The sequence below is a fragment of the Gordonia bronchialis DSM 43247 genome (assembly GCF_000024785.1).
Taxonomy (GTDB): Bacteria; Actinomycetota; Actinomycetes; order Mycobacteriales; family Mycobacteriaceae; genus Gordonia; species Gordonia bronchialis.
On the sequence record NC_013441.1, the window covers coordinates 73786 to 93855 of the forward strand.

13 protein-coding genes and 2 pseudogenes are annotated in these 20070 nt (G+C 67.9%); 9 read left to right on the plus strand and 6 right to left on the minus strand.

From position 1 onward, the window contains the following. The first annotated feature begins 27 nt into the window (after positions 1-27). The 4 genes and pseudogenes from GBRO_RS00320 (at position 28) to GBRO_RS00335 (ending at position 5315) form a co-directional block, all read left to right on the plus strand. Positions 28-828, plus strand: a complete 801-nt coding sequence (locus GBRO_RS00320) for an SDR family oxidoreductase (RefSeq protein WP_012832011.1) — start codon at positions 28-30, stop codon at positions 826-828. 536 nt (positions 829-1364) lie between these two features. Next, positions 1365-2057, plus strand: a complete 693-nt coding sequence (locus GBRO_RS26660; protein WP_012832012.1) for a hypothetical protein — start codon at positions 1365-1367, stop codon at positions 2055-2057. A gap of 84 nt (positions 2058-2141) precedes the next feature. Further along, positions 2142-2680: pseudogene (locus GBRO_RS00330) on the plus strand (dihydrofolate reductase family protein). Positions 2681-2720: 40 nt separating this feature from the next. Then, positions 2721-5315, plus strand: a complete 2595-nt coding sequence (locus GBRO_RS00335; protein WP_052298341.1) for a helix-turn-helix transcriptional regulator — start codon at positions 2721-2723, stop codon at positions 5313-5315. A gap of 12 nt (positions 5316-5327) precedes the next feature. Here the strand turns inward: GBRO_RS00335 and GBRO_RS00340 are convergent, their stop codons facing one another. Further along, positions 5328-6551, minus strand: a complete 1224-nt coding sequence (locus tag GBRO_RS00340) for a hypothetical protein (protein ID WP_012832015.1) — start codon at positions 6549-6551, stop codon at positions 5328-5330. A gap of 246 nt (positions 6552-6797) precedes the next feature. On the opposite strand from GBRO_RS00340, the gene GBRO_RS26160 reads away from it, so the two are divergent. Both GBRO_RS26160 and GBRO_RS00355 read left to right on the plus strand, forming a co-directional pair. Then, positions 6798-7088, plus strand: coding sequence for a hypothetical protein (locus GBRO_RS26160; RefSeq protein WP_012832016.1), 291 nt, complete (start codon positions 6798-6800; stop codon positions 7086-7088). Positions 7089-7570: 482 nt separating this feature from the next. Further along, a complete protein-coding gene (locus GBRO_RS00355) occupies positions 7571-9103 on the plus strand; it encodes a flavin-containing monooxygenase (RefSeq protein WP_012832017.1) in 1533 nt (510 codons plus the stop codon). 22 nt (positions 9104-9125) lie between these two features. Here GBRO_RS00355 and GBRO_RS00360 read toward each other — a convergent pair whose 3' ends face one another. Together GBRO_RS00360 and GBRO_RS00365 are read right to left on the minus strand one after the other, a co-directional pair. Then, positions 9126-10718, minus strand: a complete 1593-nt coding sequence (locus GBRO_RS00360) for a DUF6777 domain-containing protein (protein WP_012832018.1) — start codon at positions 10716-10718, stop codon at positions 9126-9128. A 204-nt stretch (positions 10719-10922) separates the two neighbouring features. Next, positions 10923-12428: a flavin-containing monooxygenase gene (locus GBRO_RS00365; protein WP_052298191.1), complete on the minus strand. Its 1506-nt coding sequence runs from the start codon at positions 12426-12428 to the stop codon at positions 10923-10925. A gap of 82 nt (positions 12429-12510) precedes the next feature. On the opposite strand from GBRO_RS00365, the pseudogene GBRO_RS00370 reads away from it, so the two are divergent. After that, positions 12511-14782, plus strand: a pseudogene (locus GBRO_RS00370) (molybdopterin-containing oxidoreductase family protein). Here the strand turns inward: GBRO_RS00370 and fmdA are convergent. Next, positions 14720-15976 (minus strand): formamidase, encoded by a 1257-nt coding sequence (gene fmdA, locus GBRO_RS00375; protein WP_012832020.1) that lies wholly within the window; start codon positions 15974-15976, stop codon positions 14720-14722. The pseudogene GBRO_RS00370 and the gene fmdA overlap by 63 nt on opposite strands. A 114-nt stretch (positions 15977-16090) precedes the next feature. Here fmdA and GBRO_RS26165 point away from each other — a divergent pair, with 114 nt between their 5' ends. Continuing rightward, positions 16091-16375, plus strand: a complete 285-nt coding sequence (locus GBRO_RS26165; protein WP_012832021.1) for an FmdB family zinc ribbon protein — start codon at positions 16091-16093, stop codon at positions 16373-16375. A gap of 7 nt (positions 16376-16382) precedes the next feature. On the opposite strand, the gene GBRO_RS00385 is transcribed toward GBRO_RS26165, so the two are convergent. Continuing rightward, entirely contained in the window at positions 16383-17027 is a 645-nt protein-coding gene (locus GBRO_RS00385) for a fasciclin domain-containing protein (RefSeq protein WP_012832022.1), read from the minus strand. A 181-nt stretch (positions 17028-17208) separates the two neighbouring features. On the opposite strand from GBRO_RS00385, the gene GBRO_RS00390 reads away from it, so the two are divergent. After that, positions 17209-18744 carry a molybdopterin-dependent oxidoreductase gene (locus tag GBRO_RS00390; protein WP_012832023.1) on the plus strand — a complete coding sequence of 512 codons (1536 nt, stop codon included), beginning with the start codon at positions 17209-17211 and terminating at the stop codon, positions 18742-18744. Between the two features lie 44 nt (positions 18745-18788). Here the strand turns inward: GBRO_RS00390 and GBRO_RS00395 are convergent, their stop codons facing one another. Further along, positions 18789-20057, minus strand: coding sequence for a glutaminase (locus tag GBRO_RS00395; protein WP_012832024.1), 1269 nt, complete (start codon positions 20055-20057; stop codon positions 18789-18791). Positions 20058-20070: the final 13 nt, after the last annotated feature.

Sequence of the window (20070 nt, forward strand, 5' to 3'; positions counted from 1 at the left end):
GGGGACGCCGATCCGAGGGAGAAGAACATGGACCCAGCAGGCAAGGTCGCCATCGTCACCGGCGGAGGCGGCGGGATCGGCGGGGCGATCGCGCGGGAGCTGGTGGCGCGCGGTGCCCGGGTGGTGATCACCGACCTCGACGCGACGACCGCCGCGGCCGTGGCCGACGCACTGGGCGACGCTGCGACGTGGACCGCCGGGGACGCGTCGGACGCCGCGCACATCGACGATGCCGTCGCCCTGGCCGAGTCGACGTTCGGGCCGGTGTCGATGTACTTCGCGAACGCCGGTGTCGGAATCGGCGGCGGACTCGACACGCCCGACGACGTATGGGATCTCGCCTTCGGCGTCAACCTCATGGGGCATGTACGTGCGGCGCGGCGGTTGGTGCCGGACTGGGTTGAACGCGGCGAGGGCTACTTCGTCAGCACCGCATCGGCCGCCGGGCTCCTCACCCAACTGGGCAATGCGCCCTATTCGGTCACCAAGCATGCCGCCGTCGGCTTCGCCGAGTGGCTGTCCATCACTCACGGCGACGACGGCGTCCGGGTCAGTTGCCTGTGCCCGATGGGCGTCGACACCGCCCTGCTGCGCCCGAAAGGTGGTGTGGCAGAAGAGGGTCAACAGATGATGCAGCGCGCCGTCGAGACCGCCGGTGCGGTGCTGACCCCCGAACAGGTCGCGCGTGACGTCCTCGACGCGGTGGCTGCCGAGGATTTCCTCATCCTCCCGCACCCCGAGGTCCTCGAGATGTACCGGCACAAGGGTGCCGATTACCCCCGCTGGCTGCGTGGCATGCGTCGCTTTCAGCGTTCGCTGCGAACGTAATTCGCATATCGGACGCCGCCCGCGGCCACCGCCGTCATCGACAGCAAGTTGCCAGGAACCGCGGAAGTTGTCCCAAGCTTCGGTCTGCACAGTCGTCGCTGTCAGGAGAGCCGGGCCCACCGGATCTCGACCAGTGATGAAAGGGCGTTCAATGCCGCACTTCCCGAATCGTAATCCCCACGAAGGCCCCGAGCGCCACCCGCATCCGCACCCGCGGCGTCGCCGTCGCGTGCGCCGCTGGGATCCCCGCGGACGTCGCTGGTTCTGGGCCTGGCAGTAAAAGGTAAAGGGAAGTAAAGTCTTCCACTTCCCGATGGCCCCGTCGCGTTGCGTTCGCGACGGGGCCATCGCCGTCTGTGTCGATCGATTGATGTTCTCTGCAACCGCAACCCCGTCGCCGACGTGGATTCGCGTTAGAGTGCTTCGACACGACGTGTCACCGGGCGGCGTCAGAGATGGGCCGGCGTCGCAGCAAGCGCACCGCACGCACGGTGCATCGACGAGCCAATTTCGGGGAACAGCAGAGGTCAGCAATCGTGAACGCACCGCAACCGCCGGACGGACAGCCGCAGTACCCGCCACCGGGGCAGGGGCGGGGTGGGGGACAACCCGGTTACGGACCGGGTCCCGGCACGCCGCCGGGGTACGGGCCCGGTCCGGGAACACCGCCCGGGTACCGGCCGCAGGGGCCCGGCGGACAGCCGGGACACGGTCCGGTGCCGGGCGCGCCGCAGGGGTACGGGCAACCGCCGCGACCGGCGTATCAGCCCGGTCCCGCGCCGCAGGCTCCGCAGCAGGCCGCCTATCAGCAGCCACCCCAGCAGCAGGGCGCGCCGGGTGGGGCACAGGGATTGTCGCTGAACACGATGTTCTTCCCGCTCGCCTGGATCTTCTTCCTGATCAAGCCCAAGGTCGAGATCGACGGTCACCAGTATCCGAATGCCGTGTGGGGCGTCAACAACATTCCGTTGCCGCCGGGACAACACCACGTGCACGTGCACGCGCCGTACCTGATTCCGACCAAGGTGGGCCCCGTGGACACGACCATCAATGTGGCCCCGAATCAGGTGGTACAGCTCGAATACAAGCTGCCGGTGTTCATCTTCAGCCAGGGCGCGATAGGTCCGTCGCCCCAGCCCTACAACGGTGTCGGCGCGGCGGTTGCGCTCTTCGTCATCCCGTTCGTTCTGGTCTTCCTCCTGATCCTGCTGCCGCTGCTGTTCATCTAGGGCCGCGCGATCGGGCGGCGATGAGTGTCCGGCACGAACTCGGTCCGACCGGATGACCGTCCACCGCGCAGAGGAGACCACACCATGGGCAAGATCCACGTACACGAGTTCGTCAGTCTCGACGGGTCTACGAAGACCCGAGTTTCACCATGGCGTACGGGTTCCCGGAGGCTCAGGGTGCGGTCCTCGCGTCGTTCATCTCCGAGTGCACCGGGATACTGCTGGGGCGCAGAACGTTCGAGATGTTCGCTCCGGCATGGTCGACGCGTGACGCGACCTACGATCCGGGTGCGCCGTTCTTCAACGACACGACCAAACACGTGGTGACCTCCGCGTCGAGTGTTGACGGATGGCAGAACTCCGAGGTACTCGGCCCGTATGATGCCGACGCCATCCGGGGGCTCAAGAGCGCCGAGAATCTGTACGTGAGTGGGAGCGGAACCCTGGTGCGGGCTCAGCTGGTGGACAAGCTCGTCGATGAACTCCATCTGCTGGTGTATCCGGTCGTGCTCGGCCGCGGAGCACGGCTGTTCGAGAACAGCAACGAGATCGGATTACGTCTCGTCAGCCACGACGTCTTCGACAACGGGGTCATCCACTTGTCGTACGGTCCGGCGGAGTAACCGGTTCCCCGCAGCGGTTCCCGGCCGTACCATGGGGTACGTGTCGGGTAAGTGGCCGTTGGTCGAGCGTCGGGTCGAATTCGACGCCGCCCGTGGCGCTCTGACCACGCGAACACCCGAGCGCTGCGGTGTGGTGCTCACCGGCTCGGCCGGCGTCGGGAAGACGACGCTGGCGCGTCAGGTGACGCAATCACTGCCGAACGTGCGGTGGGTCGTGGGAAGTGAATCGGCACGGGCCATCCCACTCGGTGCCTTCGCGCCGATCGTCCCGCCGTCGACGGCCACGGATGCCGTCGGATACCTGTCGGCGGCCCGGGAATCGCTCCTCGACGCGGGCGCGGTGATCCTCGGCGTCGACGACGCCCACCTGCTCGATCCGCTGTCGGCAACCTTGCTGCACCAGTTGGCGATCGACGGCGATGCCCGCATCATCGCCACCGTTCGCAGCGGCGAGACGGTACCCGATGCCGTGCTGTCACTGTGGAAGGACCACTATCTGGAGCGGATCGAGCTCGACGCGTTCACGCGGGAACAGAGCATCGATCTGCTGGAGCAGATGCTGGGCGGTCCGGTGGAGGGTCTCTCGGTGGATCTGATGTGGGAGGCCTCCGGCGGCAATGCGCTCTTTCTGCATCACCTCGTCGACGGCGCCCGCGAGGCCGGGACTCTCCGCCGGGACGCCGGAATCTGGCAGCTACGCGGAAATGCGTCCATCACAACAGAATTCGCCACACTGCTGGAGAGCCGCATCACATCGCTGCCCGATGGCGTGAATAACGCACTCAACCTGCTGAGCCTGTGTGAACCCATCGAGGTGGACATGCTCGTGGACCTCGCCGGTGAGGACGAGGTGGAGGAGGCCGAACGCCGCGGACTGCTCCGCATCACCGAGGACGGCCGTCAGCTGGTGGCCCGCTTCGCCCACCCGCTCCTCGGTGAGGTGGTACGCCGCCGCATCGGCCGCCTGCGTGGCCGGCGGTTGCGCGGGCAACTCGCGAACGCGATCGCCGCACGCGGCCGACCGAGATCAGGCCCCGGTCGAATCCGTTTGGCGGACTTGGCGATCGACGGCGACAGCGATGCTGACAGTCGAATCATGCTGGACGCTGCGCGCAGCGCGCTGGCCTTGTCGGATGTGGCGGCGGCCGAGCGGTTCGCCCGCGCCGCCGTCGAGCACGGTGCCGGGATCGACGGACTCGACCTCCTCTCGCGGTCGTTACTGTGGCAGGGTCGCCCCGACGAGGTCGAGGCGACCATGGCCGCGATCGACCCGGAGACGCTCGACGAGGTCGGGGTGCTGCGGTGGGCGCTCACCCGGCTCGCGAACTTCGACTTCGCCCAGGGGGACGGGCACGGTGGCGACGACATGCTGGCGCTGCTGCGCGCGCGGATCCATACGCCGTCATTGGTCCTGCTCGTCGACGCGGTGGCGTCGGTGCGCGCGATGATGGCCGGTGAGCTCGAAGCCGCCGCCGAACAGGCGAGGAGAGTGCTGCGTGACGACGCGGTGATCCCTGCCGCGGCCTATTGGGCGGCGTTCGCGGCGCAACGCTCGATGGCGCTCACCGGTGAGTTCGACGAGGTTGCCGAGATCGCTCGCCACGTGGACATCCCGCCGAGTATGGACGGCCTGGTCCGGTACTCGGCCGACTTCGGCGAGTTGCAGGCGTTGATCTACGCCGGTCGCCTCACCGACGCGCGAACTCTCGCCGAAGGATGCGCGCAGTTCTCCAGCCCCGGACAGTACCTGGCCTGGGGAATGGTGCAGACCTTCGTCGGAGTCCTGGAGGTGGCCGAGGGGCGATATGAACATGCCGTCCGAAGTCTGCGGCAGGCGACCGCCGCGCTGACGTCGGATGTCATGTCCGCGTGGAGTTTTCCGGCACGTATCGCGCTCTGCACGATCCTGGCGCAACTCGGCCGATGCGACGAGGCCAAGCAACTCGCGGCCAGTGTCCGCAGCGATCTGCGGCCGCACGTGGCCGTCTTCGAGCCGTTCCAGCGTGTGGCCGAGGCGTGGATAGCCGCGGGTGAGGGACAGCTCTCCGAAGCCATCACCATCGCCCGGGCGGCGGCGGCCGTCGCGGCGTCGAGCTGTGGCCGCGCCATCGCTGCCGAGGCCCTGCACGCGAGCGCCCGCCTCGGCGACCCCGACGCCGCCGATATGCTGGCCGAGCTGAGTACGCACGTCGACGGCGAGCTCATCGGGATCTACACCCGCCATGCAGCCGCGGTGGCATCGAAAGGTGCTGCGGCACTGGAGGACTGTTCGCGCGAGTTCGAAGAGCTGGGTGCGCGCGCGTCCGCGGCGGACGCCGCCGCCCAGGCCTCAACGGCCTTGGCCGACGGTGGCGAGCGGACCGCCGCCGTCCGCGCCGCCGGCACCGCACATCGTCTGGCAGCCGAGTGTGGGGGGCTGGTCACGCCGGCGATGATCACCATGGAGGACCCGCTACCGCTGACGGTGCGTGAGCGGGAGATTGCGAACCTCGTTGCCGCCGGGTTGTCCAATCGGGAGATCGGAGAACGACTTTCGTTGTCGACGCGAACCGTCGAGGGGCACGTCTACCGGGCGTGCATGAAGGTCGACGTGGAGGATCGCGCGGGATTGGCAGCGCGGATTCGGGCGCGCTGACGGTGCGGTGGTTCACACCGTCGCAACCGGCGTCGGGTCACCGACGATCCAGGTGGCGACGGCATCAGAGATGTAGAGATGGATCAGGTAGCGAGCTTGCGCGCCGATGCCCTGCCCGAACTCGATGCCGATGATGTCGCCGGCCAGGTCACCGATCTCGTCGCTCACCTCGGCGTGGTCGCCCGCGCCGATCGCGGCGGCGAGCTGGTAGGTATCGATGACCACGCTGATGGTTGCCAGGGTGTTGCCGACGCCCGGGACCCACGCGACCACCGAGCTGTTGAACGCTTCCCATTCCGCTTCCCATACCGGGTCGTTCAGATTCCACGGTGTCGACGGGATCACCACCACGGGGAGGCCGAACAGGGTTGAGGACCGCGGGGTGGCGCCGACGCCGAGCGTCGATGACTGGACGACAGCGAGAGACGACACGGGCAGGGGATCACTGCCGAGGTCCATCGCAAAAGCGCTGGGCGCCCAGATGTCCGACGCCACGACCGCCGCCGGAGCGAGGGGGGTCATCACCGGCACGGCCTCCGGGTCGGGTACGCCGGCGGTCGGCGAATCCACGATGTCACCGATGACCGGGACCTCGACCTCGGGGTCCGGGGCGGGGGCGACCGTCTCGGTCCTCGGTGTCTGGGTTGCCGGCGAGTCGGTTGTCGAGTCGGTGTCGGTGTCGGTGTTCGTGTCGATGTTCGTGGTCGCGGGTGGTGGTGTGATGCCCGGCGTCGTGGGAACTACCTCGTGATCGCCGTTCGACCCGTGTGGTCGGGTCGTCGACGGCGTGGCCGCCTCGGTCGTCGAGCCATCTCCGGTGGTCTCGGTGGCGGAGCCGTCCCTGGCGCCCGCGTCGTCGCTGTCGGTTCCGGACTCTCCCGCACTGTCGGCTGTGTCGCTCTCGGCTGTGTCGCTCTCGGATGCGTTGCTGTCGGATGTGTCGCTGTCGGACGCGTTGCCGTCGGATCCGTTGCCGCCGGACGAGGTGTCGCCCCTCGACCCGGTACTGCCGGAGTTGCCGTCGCCGGAGTCGGTGGTGGATGAGTCGGAGCCAGCCGAATCCCCGGAACTCGAGTTGCCGGAACTCGAGTCGCTGGAGGTCGAATCACCGCCGCCGGGCGAGCCGTCCTCGGCGAGTGCGACACCGGCACCGAATACGATCAGTGGCACTGCCGCGGCCGCAACTGCGGTGCCGGCCAGTGTGCTGAATCTCAGGGTCCCCCGACTCCATGACATACGGTGATTGTGGATGCGCGCCCGACGGCTGTAAAGAGCTCTGTGACGAGAAGCGCGCCAACGGATCTGTGAGCTTCGTGACCGCCGCTCGTCGCGCGACCGGGGGCTTCTGGCGCTACCATCTCGCAGGGCTCGCACGATCGGCGGGCGTGACGGGATACCATCCGCTCAGCGGCCGGGCGCCGATCGTCCGGCAGATCGAGGGCTGCGACGGCGGCCTGCACAGAGTGCGATGGGGGATAGGCGATGTCCGGTCCGTACGGCGTCGATCCGAACCAGCAGGATCACCAACCACGCCGGTATCCGCCTCTGCCACCCGCCGGGTGGGCAGCAGCCGCGCCCAAGCCCCCGCGCGATCCGAATCGCACCGTGGGGATCATCTTCGGTGCTCTGGCCGTCGTCGTCCTGCTATCGGTCGGGCTGGCTCTGCTTCTCGTGAATGTGCTCGGCCACAACGAATCCGACGACAAATCCGAGATCCGGCAGCAGATCCAGGGCTATGCGCGCGACCTGCGCGGAGGGCCGCGTCGTCGGTGAGCTCGAAGCACAGTTCCATCCAGAGCCGCCACGCGACGCTCTGGGCGGTGCGGAACGAGTCGAGCGCCGACGCGTCGAGTCCGCGCCTCACCAGGTCGCGGACGGAGTCGAGGATTTCCGGCGTCACGTTGGCCGTGACGCGCTCACCCGGGCGCGACACGTTGGAGGCCGCCCAGTGCATGATGTTGGCCAGATTCGTGCGGCGGGTACCGTCGGCGAGGACCGGGTCCTCGGCGATCGCGGTCATCCGCACCCCGCCGAGAGCGGCGTCGTGCATCTCCTTGATCCAGGCCTCCGGAGGGCTCAGCACCTGTTCGGCAGCGCGCCGGATCAGCGCCCTGACCGGGGCGGACACCTGTGGCCACTCATCATCCATGGGTGCATTGTGCACCACTGAAGGTCGACTGCGGTGCAGTCTGGCCGTGGCGGTCGAGGCGTCCGAGGGGCATCGTTGGGGAAAGCCCACACCAGCAGGAGGCAGCGTGCCAGCGACAGGAACCCCGACAGGAACCCCGACCGAAACCGTGGACGTGCTCGTGATCGGGGCCGGGATCTCCGGTATCGGCGCGGGTCACTATCTGACGACGCGACTCCCGTCGAAGACGTTCGCGATCATCGAGGCGCGGTCGGCGGCCGGCGGGACGTGGGATCTGTTCCGCTATCCGGGTATTCGCTCCGACAGCGATCTGCACACCTTTGGCTACGAGTTCAAGCCGTGGCGCGACAAGCAGTCCATCGCCGATGCCCCGCGGATCCTGTCCTACCTGCAGCAGACGATCGAGGAGAACGGGCTCGCCGAGCACATCCGGTACAACCATCGCGTCGTGTCGGCGTCGTGGTCGTCGCAGGAGTCGCTCTGGACGGTGCAGATCGACCGGGCCGACACCGGTGAGCACATCGCGATCAAGGCCAACTGGATCTTCGCCGGGTCCGGCTATTACCGGTATGACGAGGGCTACACTCCGTACTTCGAAGGGCGCGAACGCTTTTCCGGTCAGATCATCCACCCGCAGCATTGGCCGGAGGACCTCGATCACACCGGCAAACGAGTGGTCGTGATCGGTAGCGGCGCCACCGCGGTCACCCTTCTGCCGGCGATGGCGCAGACCGCGGAGCACGTGACGATGCTCCAGCGGACACCGTCCTACATCATGCCGATCCCCCGAGAAGACGCCATCGCCAACACCTTCCGTCGCATCCTCGGCGACGAACGTGGCTACAAATGGGCCCGCCGCAAGAACATCGCCCAGCAACGGCTGGTCTACACGTTCTGCCAGCGCTTCCCCAAGACTGCGCGACGCGCGATCCGGGCGGTCAACCAGAAGTTCCTGCCCGCCGGTTTCCCCGTCGACGAACACTTCAATCCGCCGTACGACCCGTGGGATCAGCGACTGTGCGCGGTGCCCAACGGCGATCTATTCAAGACCATCCGCGAGGGTAAGACGTCGATCGTCACCGATCGCATCGCCACGTTCACCGAGAACGGCATTCTGCTCGAGAGCGGGCGTGAACTCGAGGCGGACATCATCATCACCGCGACCGGTCTCAACCTGCAGCTACTCGGCGGCATGGAACTGAGCGTCGACGGCGAGCCGGTGAACCTGCCCGACCACGTCATCTACCGCGGCCTCATGCTCGAAGGAGTCCCCAACGCCGCCATGGCGATCGGCTACACCAACTCGTCGTGGACCCTCAAGATCGGGTTGCTGTGCGAGTACCTCTGTGACCTGATCTCCTACATGGACGCCCACGGCTACTCCGCGGTCCGCGCGGTGGCCGACCCGGGCATGGAAACCAAACCGGCACTGGACTTTCAGGCCGGGTACGTCAAACGTGCGCTCGCCGACCTGCCGCGCCAGGGCACCGACGGCCCGTGGACGATGTCGATGAACTACTACGACGATCAGCGCAACCTCCGCAAGAAGGACTTCGCCGACGAGAACCTCCGGTTCTCCACCGAACCCGCCCGAAGCGCTCTGGCGGCCCGCGCGGGTGCGGTGGCGGCCGGCCGCTGAACCAGATCCTGACCTTTCTGGATCAGGACACCGGGGCGGTGGTGGGAACTTCCTCGGTGGTGGTCGTCGTGGTCTCTTCGGTCGTCGTCTCGGTGGTTGTGGTGGTGGTCGTTTCTTCCGTGGTGGTCTCGGTCGTCGTCGGAGTCTCCGTGGTCGTGGTCGTGCTGGTGGCGACCTCCAGCCACGTTGCGGAGGTGACGGCGACGACGCCGGAGCCCAGACTCAGCCGCCACACCCCCTGCGCGTCGGTCGCGGCCGACACGGCCGAACGCGACAGGATCGAGGCGGGCACGGTGCGCGCACCGTCGGAACACCTGAGGGAGAGCAGCGATCCGGTGTCGGTGGCCGGAGCCGAGCAGTTCACCGACGTGGCGCCCTGCTGGAAGCTGAAGCTGCCGATGCGATCACCCGATCCGCCGAACGACGTCGCGGTGGGTGCGGCCTCGGTCGACGGCGGCACGACGGTGGACGCCTCGGTCGACGGCACCGCCTCGGTCGAACCGGAGACCTGTGGAGCCGATTGCACCGCGGAACTCGTCTCCGACGCGGGCGCGCCCTCCGGTACCCCGTTGTTGTCCGCGGCCCGCTCGGTGACCTCGGCCGCGACCTGTGGGCTGCCCGCGCGGGCGAGGCCGTTGGCGTCGGCCTGCTGTTGATCGCGCGGGACGAACGGGATGTTGGTGGTCACCGGATTCGGCAGCGGTTCACCCAGTGGCGGCAGCCCGGAGAGGTTGACGTCGCCGCCGAGGGGAGCCGGCGCGATCGCTCCGGTGATCGCGTTGAGCAACTGCAGAATCGGGTTTCGGGGATCACCCGCGACGGGGGTACTGGGCCCCGGTACGACGGTGGTGGTGTTGTTGACCGTCGTGACGTGCTTGTCCTGGTAGCTGACCCGGGTCACCTTGTTGGTCTGGTAGCCGGGCCACTGCCGGCCCTCGAGGCGGTATCCGCCAACCGGTGCGGCCGCGGGCGGGGTCAGCGGGCTGCCACCGGCGCAGCGCACCCGCGGGACCCCGGCGGCGTCGACCATCACGCACGTACCTGCCTGCAGCACAGCCTGATACGGCTGCGCCTTGCCGTTGGTGTAACTGTGGTCGGTCACCCAGGTGTCGCGCGTCAGGACCACCGGTGTGAGGGTGTTGAGGTAGTACGGGATCGAGGCACTGCTGATCCCGAAGACACTCGCCCACGCGCTGGCCGCGCCCGGGTCGGAGGTGAGTTGCCGGGAGAGCCGGTTGGCGTCGCAGGACGCGCTGCCGGTGGTGGCGTACAGGCCGGGATCGGAGCCGTTGACCAGGACCGTGCCCTGCTGCGGGTAGCCGACCTGCGCGGACAGGCGGACGTTCTCCAGCGCCGACGGTTCGGCGAGCGCCACCGAATCGGTGAACGGATCAATGCCGCGGTCGTCGGCGGCGGTCAGGGTGAGACCGGGGATCTTGATGTCGCCGTTGCGGGCCTTGACCACCAGGACCACCCCGGCGGCGAGGACCAGCGCCAGCACGACGACGATGGCCGCGAGGACGAAGGTCAGCGCTCGTCGGTTCCGTGGCGTACCGCCGGTGGTGGTGAATGCTCCCGACGGCGCGGTCGGTGGACCGGGCGGGTAATACGACATCGAGAAGCTCCTAGGTGTCCGGATCGCCCACCAGTATCGGGGCCCGGATCGACCCTGGGCAAGCGGTCGGCAGCCTCCCGACGGCCGCCGGAGTGAAACTCAACCGAACGGACGACAGGTCGGTAACATCGCAGCTCGGCGAACCGATCTAACCCTGTTGAACAGACCGGACGGCGCGTCAGGTCCGGCCGGCGACCGCCATGGTCACACGCGCCCGAACACCATCTCTTCGGTGACATCGCCGAGCCGGTGATCGATCGCGTCGCGGTAGTAGTTGTGCCGCACCTGCCAGTGCCCGCGGGTGCCCGACTTGGGCAGCGCGTCCGGGGAGCGTTCCACATAGCCGGCCTTGAGGTCCCACACCGGGCGCGCGGGCATCGACTCATCGCCCAGATGTGGGTAGGCGTGGGTGTAGCCGTTGGCCCGCATGTGCTTGACGAGGCCGGCCACTGAGCGTGCTGTCATGTCGGCGCGCAGGGTCCACGAGGCGTTGGTGTAGCCCACCGACCACGCCAGATTGGGGACGTCCTCGAGCAGGTGGCTCTTGAAGACGAACCGGTCGTGCGGTTTGACCTCGGCGCCGTCGACGCGGATGGTGGTGCCGCCGAAACCGAGCAGCTGCAGTCCGGTCGCGGTGACGATGACGTCGGCATCGAGGTGACGCCCGGACGCCAGCGCGATCCCGTCGGCGTCGAAGCGGTCGATCCGATCGGTGACCATCTCCACCGATCCGGAGTTGATCGCCTCGAACAGGTCGGCGTCGGGGACCATGCACATCCGCTGATCCCACGGGTTGTACGGCGGGTTGAAATGCACATCGATCGGATAGTCCTCGGGCAGGTGCTGCGCGACGTTGGACCGGATCATCTTGCGGCCGAGCGAGGGGAAACGATGGGTCAGGTGCACGATCGCGGCGGTCTGCAGTGCGTAGCGGGCCCGGACCACCCGATGAGCGGCCTTGGCGGGCAGCACTTTTCGGACCGCCGGGGCCAGGTACTGCTTCTGTTTGGAGGAGAAGATGTACGACGGGGTGCGCTGCAGCATCGTCACGTGGTCGGCCGAACGGGCCAGCGGCGGGATGAGGCTGACCGCGGTGGCGCCGCTACCGATCACCACGACGTTCTTGCCGGCGTAATCGAGATCGGCCGGCCAGTGCTGCGGGTGCACGATCTCACCCGTGAAGTCGTCGGCGCCGGCGAAGACCGGGGTGTAGGGATGGTCGTAGTCGTAGTAGCCGGTGGCAAAGACGACGAAGCGGCAGGTATAGGTCTCGCGGCTGGGCGGGCCGCCGGACTCGTCGTCGACCTCGACGGTCAGCGTCCAGGTGTCGGCGGCCGAGTCCCAGTCGGCGGCCACCACGCGACGAACGAACCGGATGTGGGGCTCGATGCCGAACTTGCGTGCGGTGTGCTCGATGTAATGCCGGATGTCGTCGCCCTGGGCGAGCGCCTGCGGTTTGCGCCACGGCTCGAACGGATAGCTGAGCGTGTAGATGTCACTGTCGGAGCGAACCCCCGGATACCGGAAGAGATCCCAGGTGCCGCCCATCCCGGCCCGACGTTCCAGGATCGTGTAGCGCAGATCGGGATTCTGCTCACGCAGACGATAGGCACAGTCGATACCCGACAACCCGGCCCCGATGATGATGACGTCGTCCACGCGGGACCTCCTCAGAACTGCACTCGACCACGCCCTGCCATCATGCAACACTTGTGGTCAGATGTGAACGGAATCACAAACACCCTGGCCGCGCGGCCCCGTGACCAGGACATCACCGAGTCGGGAGAGCGTCATGCGGGAGGACAAGCCCACCTACTGCCGGATCTGCGAGCCGCTGTGCGGAATGATCGCCACGGTCGAGGACAACCGGCTGATCGCGCTGCGCGCGGACAAGGAGCATCCGCTCTCCAAGGGATTCGCCTGTCCCAAGGGGATCGCGTTCACCGAGATCGTCAACGATCCCGACCGAGTACGGTATCCACTGCGCCGGCGAGCCGACGGCGGGTTCGACGAGGTCACCTGGGACACCGCGCTGGCCGATATCACCGAACGGCTGCAGGGGGTGGCGCGGCGTCATGGCACGTCGTCTATCGGGTGGTACTTCGGCAACCCGGCGACCTTCTCCACCGGTCACACCCTGTGGACCGGCGTGTTCATGTCGCTGCTCGGCACCCAGCACGTGTACTCCGCCGGGTCACAGGATGTGAACAACCGCTTCGTGGCCAGCCACTTCCTCTACGGCAACCCGGTGGCGGCCCCCATCCCGGACATCAACCGCGTCGAGTATCTGCTGATGATCGGCGCCAACCCGATCGTCTCGCACGGCAGTGTGATGAGTTCGCCGCGCATCCGCGACGGTCTGCGCGCCATCACCAAACGTGGCGGCACGGTGACGGTGGTGGACCCGCGACGGACCGAGACCGCGCGCGAATTCGATTGGCTCCCGATCACTCCCACCGACGCCCTGTTCTTGCTCTCGCTGCTGCACGTGATGTTCGACGACGGGCTCGCCGACGTGGAGCGCCTGTCGAGGCGCACCCGCGGCCTGGATCGCTGGCGCAGCGTCGTCGAGCAGTATCCGCCGGAAGCGACCGCCCGCCACACCGGCATCCCGGCCGAGCGGGTCCGTGAGATCGCGCACGCGCTCGCGAAAACCGAGCGGGCCGCGGTGTACGGCCGCATCGGTACCTCCCTCGGGCGGACCGGCACCCTCACCACCGCGCTGCTGGATATGGTCAACCTGGTGGCGGGCAATCTCGACGTCGTCGGCGGATCGATGTTCGGCGATCTCGGCATTCCGGGGCAACGGCTGGGAGTGGCTGCGCTGCAACGTGTGTCGGGGTTCGCCTACGGACGGCGGCGCAGCCGCGTCGGCAACCTGCCGCAGGTGCTCGGCACCGCCCCGGCGTCGGTGATGGCCAAGGAGATCACCACCGGTGGCAAGGGGCAGCTGCGGGCGCTGTTCGTCAGCGCGGGCAATCCCGTGCTGTCGGTACCCAATCGGCGACGAATTGCGTTCCGCGCTCGACGAACTCGACCTGATGGTGTCGCTGGACATCTACCGCAACGAGACCAACGCGCACGCCGACTACATCCTGCCCGCCACCACGATGTACGAGCGTGCCGACTTCCTGCTGCCGTTCCAGGCACTGTTCACCACACCGTTCAAGCAGGCCACCGATGCGGTCATCGGCCCGCAGGGGCAGGCGCGGGAGGACTGGACCGTCATCAACGAACTGATCGCGGGCCTGGCGCGCCATCACCCGTTGGTCGGGCTGATGCACATCGGCAATGTGGTCTCGCGCCGTCTGGGGGTACCGGCGACGCCGCGTCGCATCTCCGATCTCGTCATCCGGATGGGTCTGGGCGGCAACAGGTTCGGTCTTCGACGAGGTGGCCTCACGTACCGTCCGCTGGTGGCGGACCATCCGCACGGCGTCGTCGTCGCCGACGATCTGGCACCCGGTCAGTTGGCCAAGACGATCACCTATCGGGACCGCCGGATCCGGCTCGACGCACCGGAGCTGCTCGCCGAGCTGGATCGGGTGTGGCCCGTCGAATCGGACGATTATCCGTTGCGGCTCATCGGGATGCGGGAGATCCGCTCGGAGAACAGCTGGCAGCACAATGCGCCGCTGCTGTTGCGAGGTGGGCGAACCCACGCGGCGCGGATGCACCCCGAGGATGCCGCCGCGCGTGGGATCGACGACGGTGGATTGGTGACCGTCGCCTCAAGGCATGGACGGATCTCGTTGCCCGCCATGCTGACCGAGGACATCACCCCGGGTGTGGTCGCCATCCCCCACGGCTGGGGACACAACGGTTCCGGCGGATGGACGCAGGCCAACGATGCGGCCCGCACTGAACTCGGGTCCGGTGGCGCCAATGTCAACGCGTTGATCTCGTCGGACCCCGCCGACCTCGAGCGGCTGGCCGGCATGGCGAACATGACCGGCGTGCCGATCGAGGTGATGGCGGTCGGGATCGGTGGTGTCGGCAGTTCAGCCGAAGGAAGCGGTGGGCGCACCCATGCCGGGGTCGATCTGGACCGGACCGTCGGCTGACGGAGCCACCGGAAAGTCGAAGATCGCGGTCGGGATGTACACCGTTGCACAGGAATTGGGGATATCGACGACGCCGGACAGCCGTCCCTCGATGGGGGCCGAACCCAGCAGAAGGTAGGCCTGTTCGGGGCTGTAGCCGAACTTCGTCAGGTAGTCGATCGCGTGCAGACAGGCTCGCTGGTAGCTCAGATCGGAGTCGAGGTAGCGCTGCTCACCGTCGAGCGTCACCGACGTTCCGCTGAACGCGATCCACTCCGAGTACTGCGGATCGGTGTTGCCGGGCATGAAGATCGCGTTCTCGCTGACGCCGTAGGTTTCCATGCCGCCCTTGATGAGGTCGACGTGCAGGTCCATGAACCCGCCCATCTCGATGGCGCCGCAGAAGGTGATCTCACCGTCGCCCTGCGAGAAGTGCAGATCGCCGAAGGACAGGTTGGCACCCGGCACGAACACCGGATAGAAGACGCGGGTGCCCTTGGTGAGGTTCTTGATGTCCTGGTTGCCGCCGTTCTCCCGGGGCGGGGCGGTGCGTGCACCCTCGGCGGCGGCGCGGGTGAAGGCGTCGCCGCTGAGCGAACCGAGGATCGCGTCTTCGGGTTCCGGTGGCAGTGCCAGCGGCGGCACGCGGCCGGGATCGGTGGCGATCAGGGCGCCCTCGCGGGCGTTCCACTTCGCGAGCAGCTCCGCCGACGGGGCTGTCCCCATCAGGCCGGGGTGCACGATGCCGGTGTAGCGCACATGCGGCACATGGCGCGACGTCGCAGTCTGGCCGCGAAAATCCCAGATGGCCTTGTAGGCGTCGGGGAACTGGTCGGTGAGGAATCCGCCGCCGTTGGCCTTGGCGAAGATCCCGGTGTATCCCCAGCCCTGACCGGCGAGCGGTCCCGAATCCTCCTGCGGGATGGGCCCGACGTCGAGGATGTCGACGATGAGCAGGTCGCCCGGCTCGGCGCCCTCGATGGCGAACGGTCCGGACAGGACGTGGACGCCCTTGAGCGGCGAGTTGAGGATGTCCTCGGCGGAGTCGTCGTTGTGGATGGCGCCGTCGAACCACTCGCGGCAATGCGCGCGGAAGGTGTCGCCGGGTTTGACGGTCACCGCGGGCGGGATGTCCGGGTGCCAGCGGTTGTGGCCGATGATGGCCTGATCGGTGAAACTCTTCGACGAATCCAGGGGGAACAACAACTCAGGCATGCGAACCACGTTATGGGTCCGGGGACGATCCGGCAGCGCAACCGGAAATCCGACCCCGCGACGGTGAGCGCATTTCGACGCACGGTCAACGGGGGACGACGGTACGCTGACGCCGTGCCCACCTACGTCTTCCGCTGCGCCGAGGGGTGTGTCGACTTCACCGAACGCCATCCGATGTCGGCGATCCCGGATGCCGCCCGGTGTCCGTCATGTGCGGCATCCGCGCGCCGGATCGTCGGGGCGCCGGCGCTCGGCGTCGGGGACAGCGCGGCCATGCGACTGCAGGATGCGACGCGTGCGACCGCCGACCGGCCCAGTGTGGTGACCGGCCTGCCGGCCTCGTCGCGTCGCACCCCCACATCGTCAAATCCCTTGCACCGCAAGCTCCCCCGACCCTGAGGTCGGATCAGGCAGGCGGCATCAGCACCGCGTCGATCATGTAGACCTGCGCGTTCGCGGTTTTGACGCCACCGCACACCACACCGGCGGTGTTGACCTTCAGCGCTTCCGGGGTACCGCTGACCGTGACGTTCTGCCCCTCGAGGGTCTTGTGCGTACCGACCACCGCATCCGGCGCCGCCTGGCCCGAAACCACATGGTAGGTCAGGATTTTGGTGAGCAGAGCGGAGTCGGTCTTCAGCTTGTCGAGGGTTCCGGCCGGTAGCGCGGCAAAGGCCTCGTTGGTCGGCGCGAACACCGTGTACTGCCCGTTGTTGAGTGTGTCGACGAGGTTGACCTGCGGGTTCAGCTTGCCGGACAGTGCCTCGGTGAGGGTGGACAGTTCCGGGTTGGCCGCTGCTGCGGTGGCGACCGGCGCCATTGCCATTCCCTCCACCGATCCCGGCCCGGTCGGATTGGCCGCGGCATAGGCGGCGCAGCCCGAGCCCACGGGGGCGGCGGCCATCGCGGAACTGCTCATCCCGGTCATCGTCGACGTGGAACTCGAACTGTTGTCGCTGGCAGAGTCACTGGAACAGCCGGCGACGGCGCCGACGGCGAGCGCGAGACCGGAAAGCGCAACGGCGAGTCGGGGGATTCGGGTGGTGGCCATGATCGGTCCAATCTGTGTGCGATAGGTCGACCGTGTGGCCGTCCTCACAGGGCATTCGCGGCGCGGACCGTGCCGGATGGGTCCGATCCGTGATCGCAGTCATCCGCGCGGGTCCGGCACGCGAATCACACTGTGACGAGACAGCCTTGTGCGGGGGTCGTCACGAGGAGAGGACCACAGGATGGCGATCCGCGAAAGATATGTCCGTGCAGCGATTTCCGGGCCGCTGGCGGTGGCGGCGGGCCTGGCTGCCGGTGAGCTCAGCGCGGTGCGCGTCTCGGCGTTCGCCTCCCCGTACCGTGCCGTCGGAGCCATGCTCGTCGACCATTCGCCCGCGGCCGCACGGGAATTCGCGATCCAGAGGTTCGGTACCGCGGACAAGACCGCGCTGCTCGCCGGGATGGCCATCGTCATCCTGCTCATCGCGATCGTGGCCGGGCTCCTGCAGGTGCGCCGCCCACCGCTCGGTGCGCTCGTCGTCGTGGGATTCACGGGCGTGGGGGTGTTCGCGGCGATGACTCGTCCGACGGCGACTCGGGTGTACGCGATCCCGGCGGTGATCGCCGGGATCGTGGCGGTGATCGTCCTGGTGGTCCTGTGCCGGACGAGCACCGCTGCCGCGTCGGACACCGGAGCCGACGCGGCGCCGATCTGGTCGAGACGACAGTTCGTCGGTGCCGTCGCGGTGCTGGCCGCTGCCGGTGCCGGGGTTACGACCCTGGCCCGCAGCCTCGCGGAGACCGGTGGGGCGCTGGCTGAACGCGCCGGGCTCAGGCTGCCCGCCCCGGTGTCGCCGAGTCGGCCGATACCGGCGGGCACCGACCTCCGGGTCGCCGGCGTCACACCCTTCACCACCACCAACAGCGCGTTCTACCGGATCGACACCGCACTTGCGGTGCCGCAACTCGAAGTCAGCGACTGGCGACTGCGCGTCCACGGCATGGTCGACAACGAGTTCACCCTCACCTGGGACGACCTCATGGCGATGCCCGCCGTGGAACGGATCATCACGCTGACATGCGTGTCCAATGAGGTCGGCGGCGATCTCGCCGGCAATGCCCGTTGGCTCGGATTCCCGATGCGCGACATCCTGTCCCGCGCCGGCATCGCCGCCGACGCCGACATGTTGCTGTCCACCAGCGTCGACGGCTGGACGTCGGGAACACCGATCTCGGCGATCACCGACGGCCGCGACGCGCTGCTGGCCATCGGGATGAACGGCGAGCCACTGCCGATCGAACACGGATACCCGGTCCGGCAGGTGGTACCCGGTCTGTACGGGTTCGTCTCCGCCTGTAAGTGGGTGATCGACTGGGAGATCACCAGATTCAGTGAGGCCCAGGCCTACTGGACCCAGCGCGGCTGGGGTGAGCGCGCACCGATCAAGACCGCATCGCGCATCGACCGCCCGGCCCCGTTCTCTACGTCTCCGGCCGGCACCGTCGTGGTGGCGGGTACCTGCTGGGCACAACACCGGGGCATCCGGTCCGTCGAGGTCCGCGTCGACGACGGGCCGTGGCAGCAGGCGACTTTGGCGACCGAGTACTCCAGCGACACGTGGCGCCAGTGGAGGTGGGACTGGGATGCGACGCCCGGACAGCACACCCTGTACTGCCGCGCGACCGATCGCACCGGGGCGACGCAACCGGAGCAACGGGTGGCCCCGATCCCCGACGGTGCCACCGGATGGCACAGCCGCGTCCTGCGAATCGAGTAGGGCCGGCTCGGTGGTGCCGACTCAGTAGCGCCGGACTGGGCCGCCTACCCGCCGATCATCGTGAGATCGTCGACCACGGCATCGGGACGCATCCCGTCATGATCCAGATCGGGTTCCGGCAGAACAGTATCCGGGTCGACGAGAACCACGCGTCGGCCGTCGAGGCGCAGTCGCCGCAGCCCTTCGAGCAGCATCCGGCGACCCACATCGCTGAGATGATCGATCCGGGTGGCGTCCACGACCGCGGCCGGCGTCGCGGTGTCGTCGGATTCGAAGGCGTGCAGGATGGATTCGGCGCCACCGAACTGGATGGTGCCCTGGATCACGAACACGGTCGCGTCGTCGACGACGTAGACGTCGCGGACCACGGTGGCGTCGTAGGGTTCGGCGTCGACGAGATGCATCCCCATGTCCGCCGACATGCGGCGGAACGCCTCGACGCCCCGCACCGAGTTGCCGTGGTCGTCGAGTCGCGGGGAGAGCACGGCGATGCCGCACTGGCCGGGCAGCGCGCCCAGCAGCCCACCGGCGACACCACTTTTCGCCGGGATGCCGACCGTGGTGAGCCACCGACCGGCGGCGTCGTACATGCCGCACCCGGCCATCACCGACATCGTCTGCCGGGCAACGGCCCGGCTCAGGACGCGTCGGCCCGAGCATGGGTGGACGCCGCCGTTGGCCAGCGTGGCACCCATCAGCGACAAGTCGCGAACGGTCACCTCGATCGAACACTGCCGGGTGTACCCCTCGACCACGTCATGCGCGGGGGCATCGATGATGCCGTAATTGCGCAGCATGTGGGCGATCGACAGGTTCCGGTCGGCGGTGTCGAGTTCGGATGAGAACACCGACTCGTCGATGCCGAGGTCGCGGCCGGCGAGTTCGGAGAAGAAGCTGCGGGCCCGTTCCACCCGCTCCTCGGGCCGGGCAGCTGCGCCGACGAGCAGGTGATGAGCGGTGATCGCACCCGCGTTGATCATCGGATTCTTGGGCCGTCGGGTCTCGCCCTCGAGCGACAGCTCGTTGAACGCCTCGCCGGACGGTTCGACGCCAACCTTGGCCTCCACCGCCTCGAGCCCGCGGTCGATGATGGCGGCCGCGTAGGCGAACGGTTTGGAGATCGACTGGATCGAGAAGGCGAGGTCGGCGTCGCCGGCGACGTGGGTGCGACCGTCCACCGTGGTCAGCGCGATACCGAAGACATCCGGGTCGGCGGCGGCCAGTTCGGGGATGTAATCGGCGACGACGCCGTCGCGATTGTGGGCGAGGTCGTCGAGAACCTCCTGCAGGTAATCCGGGACCGGTGAGCGCACCGGCAATCACCTC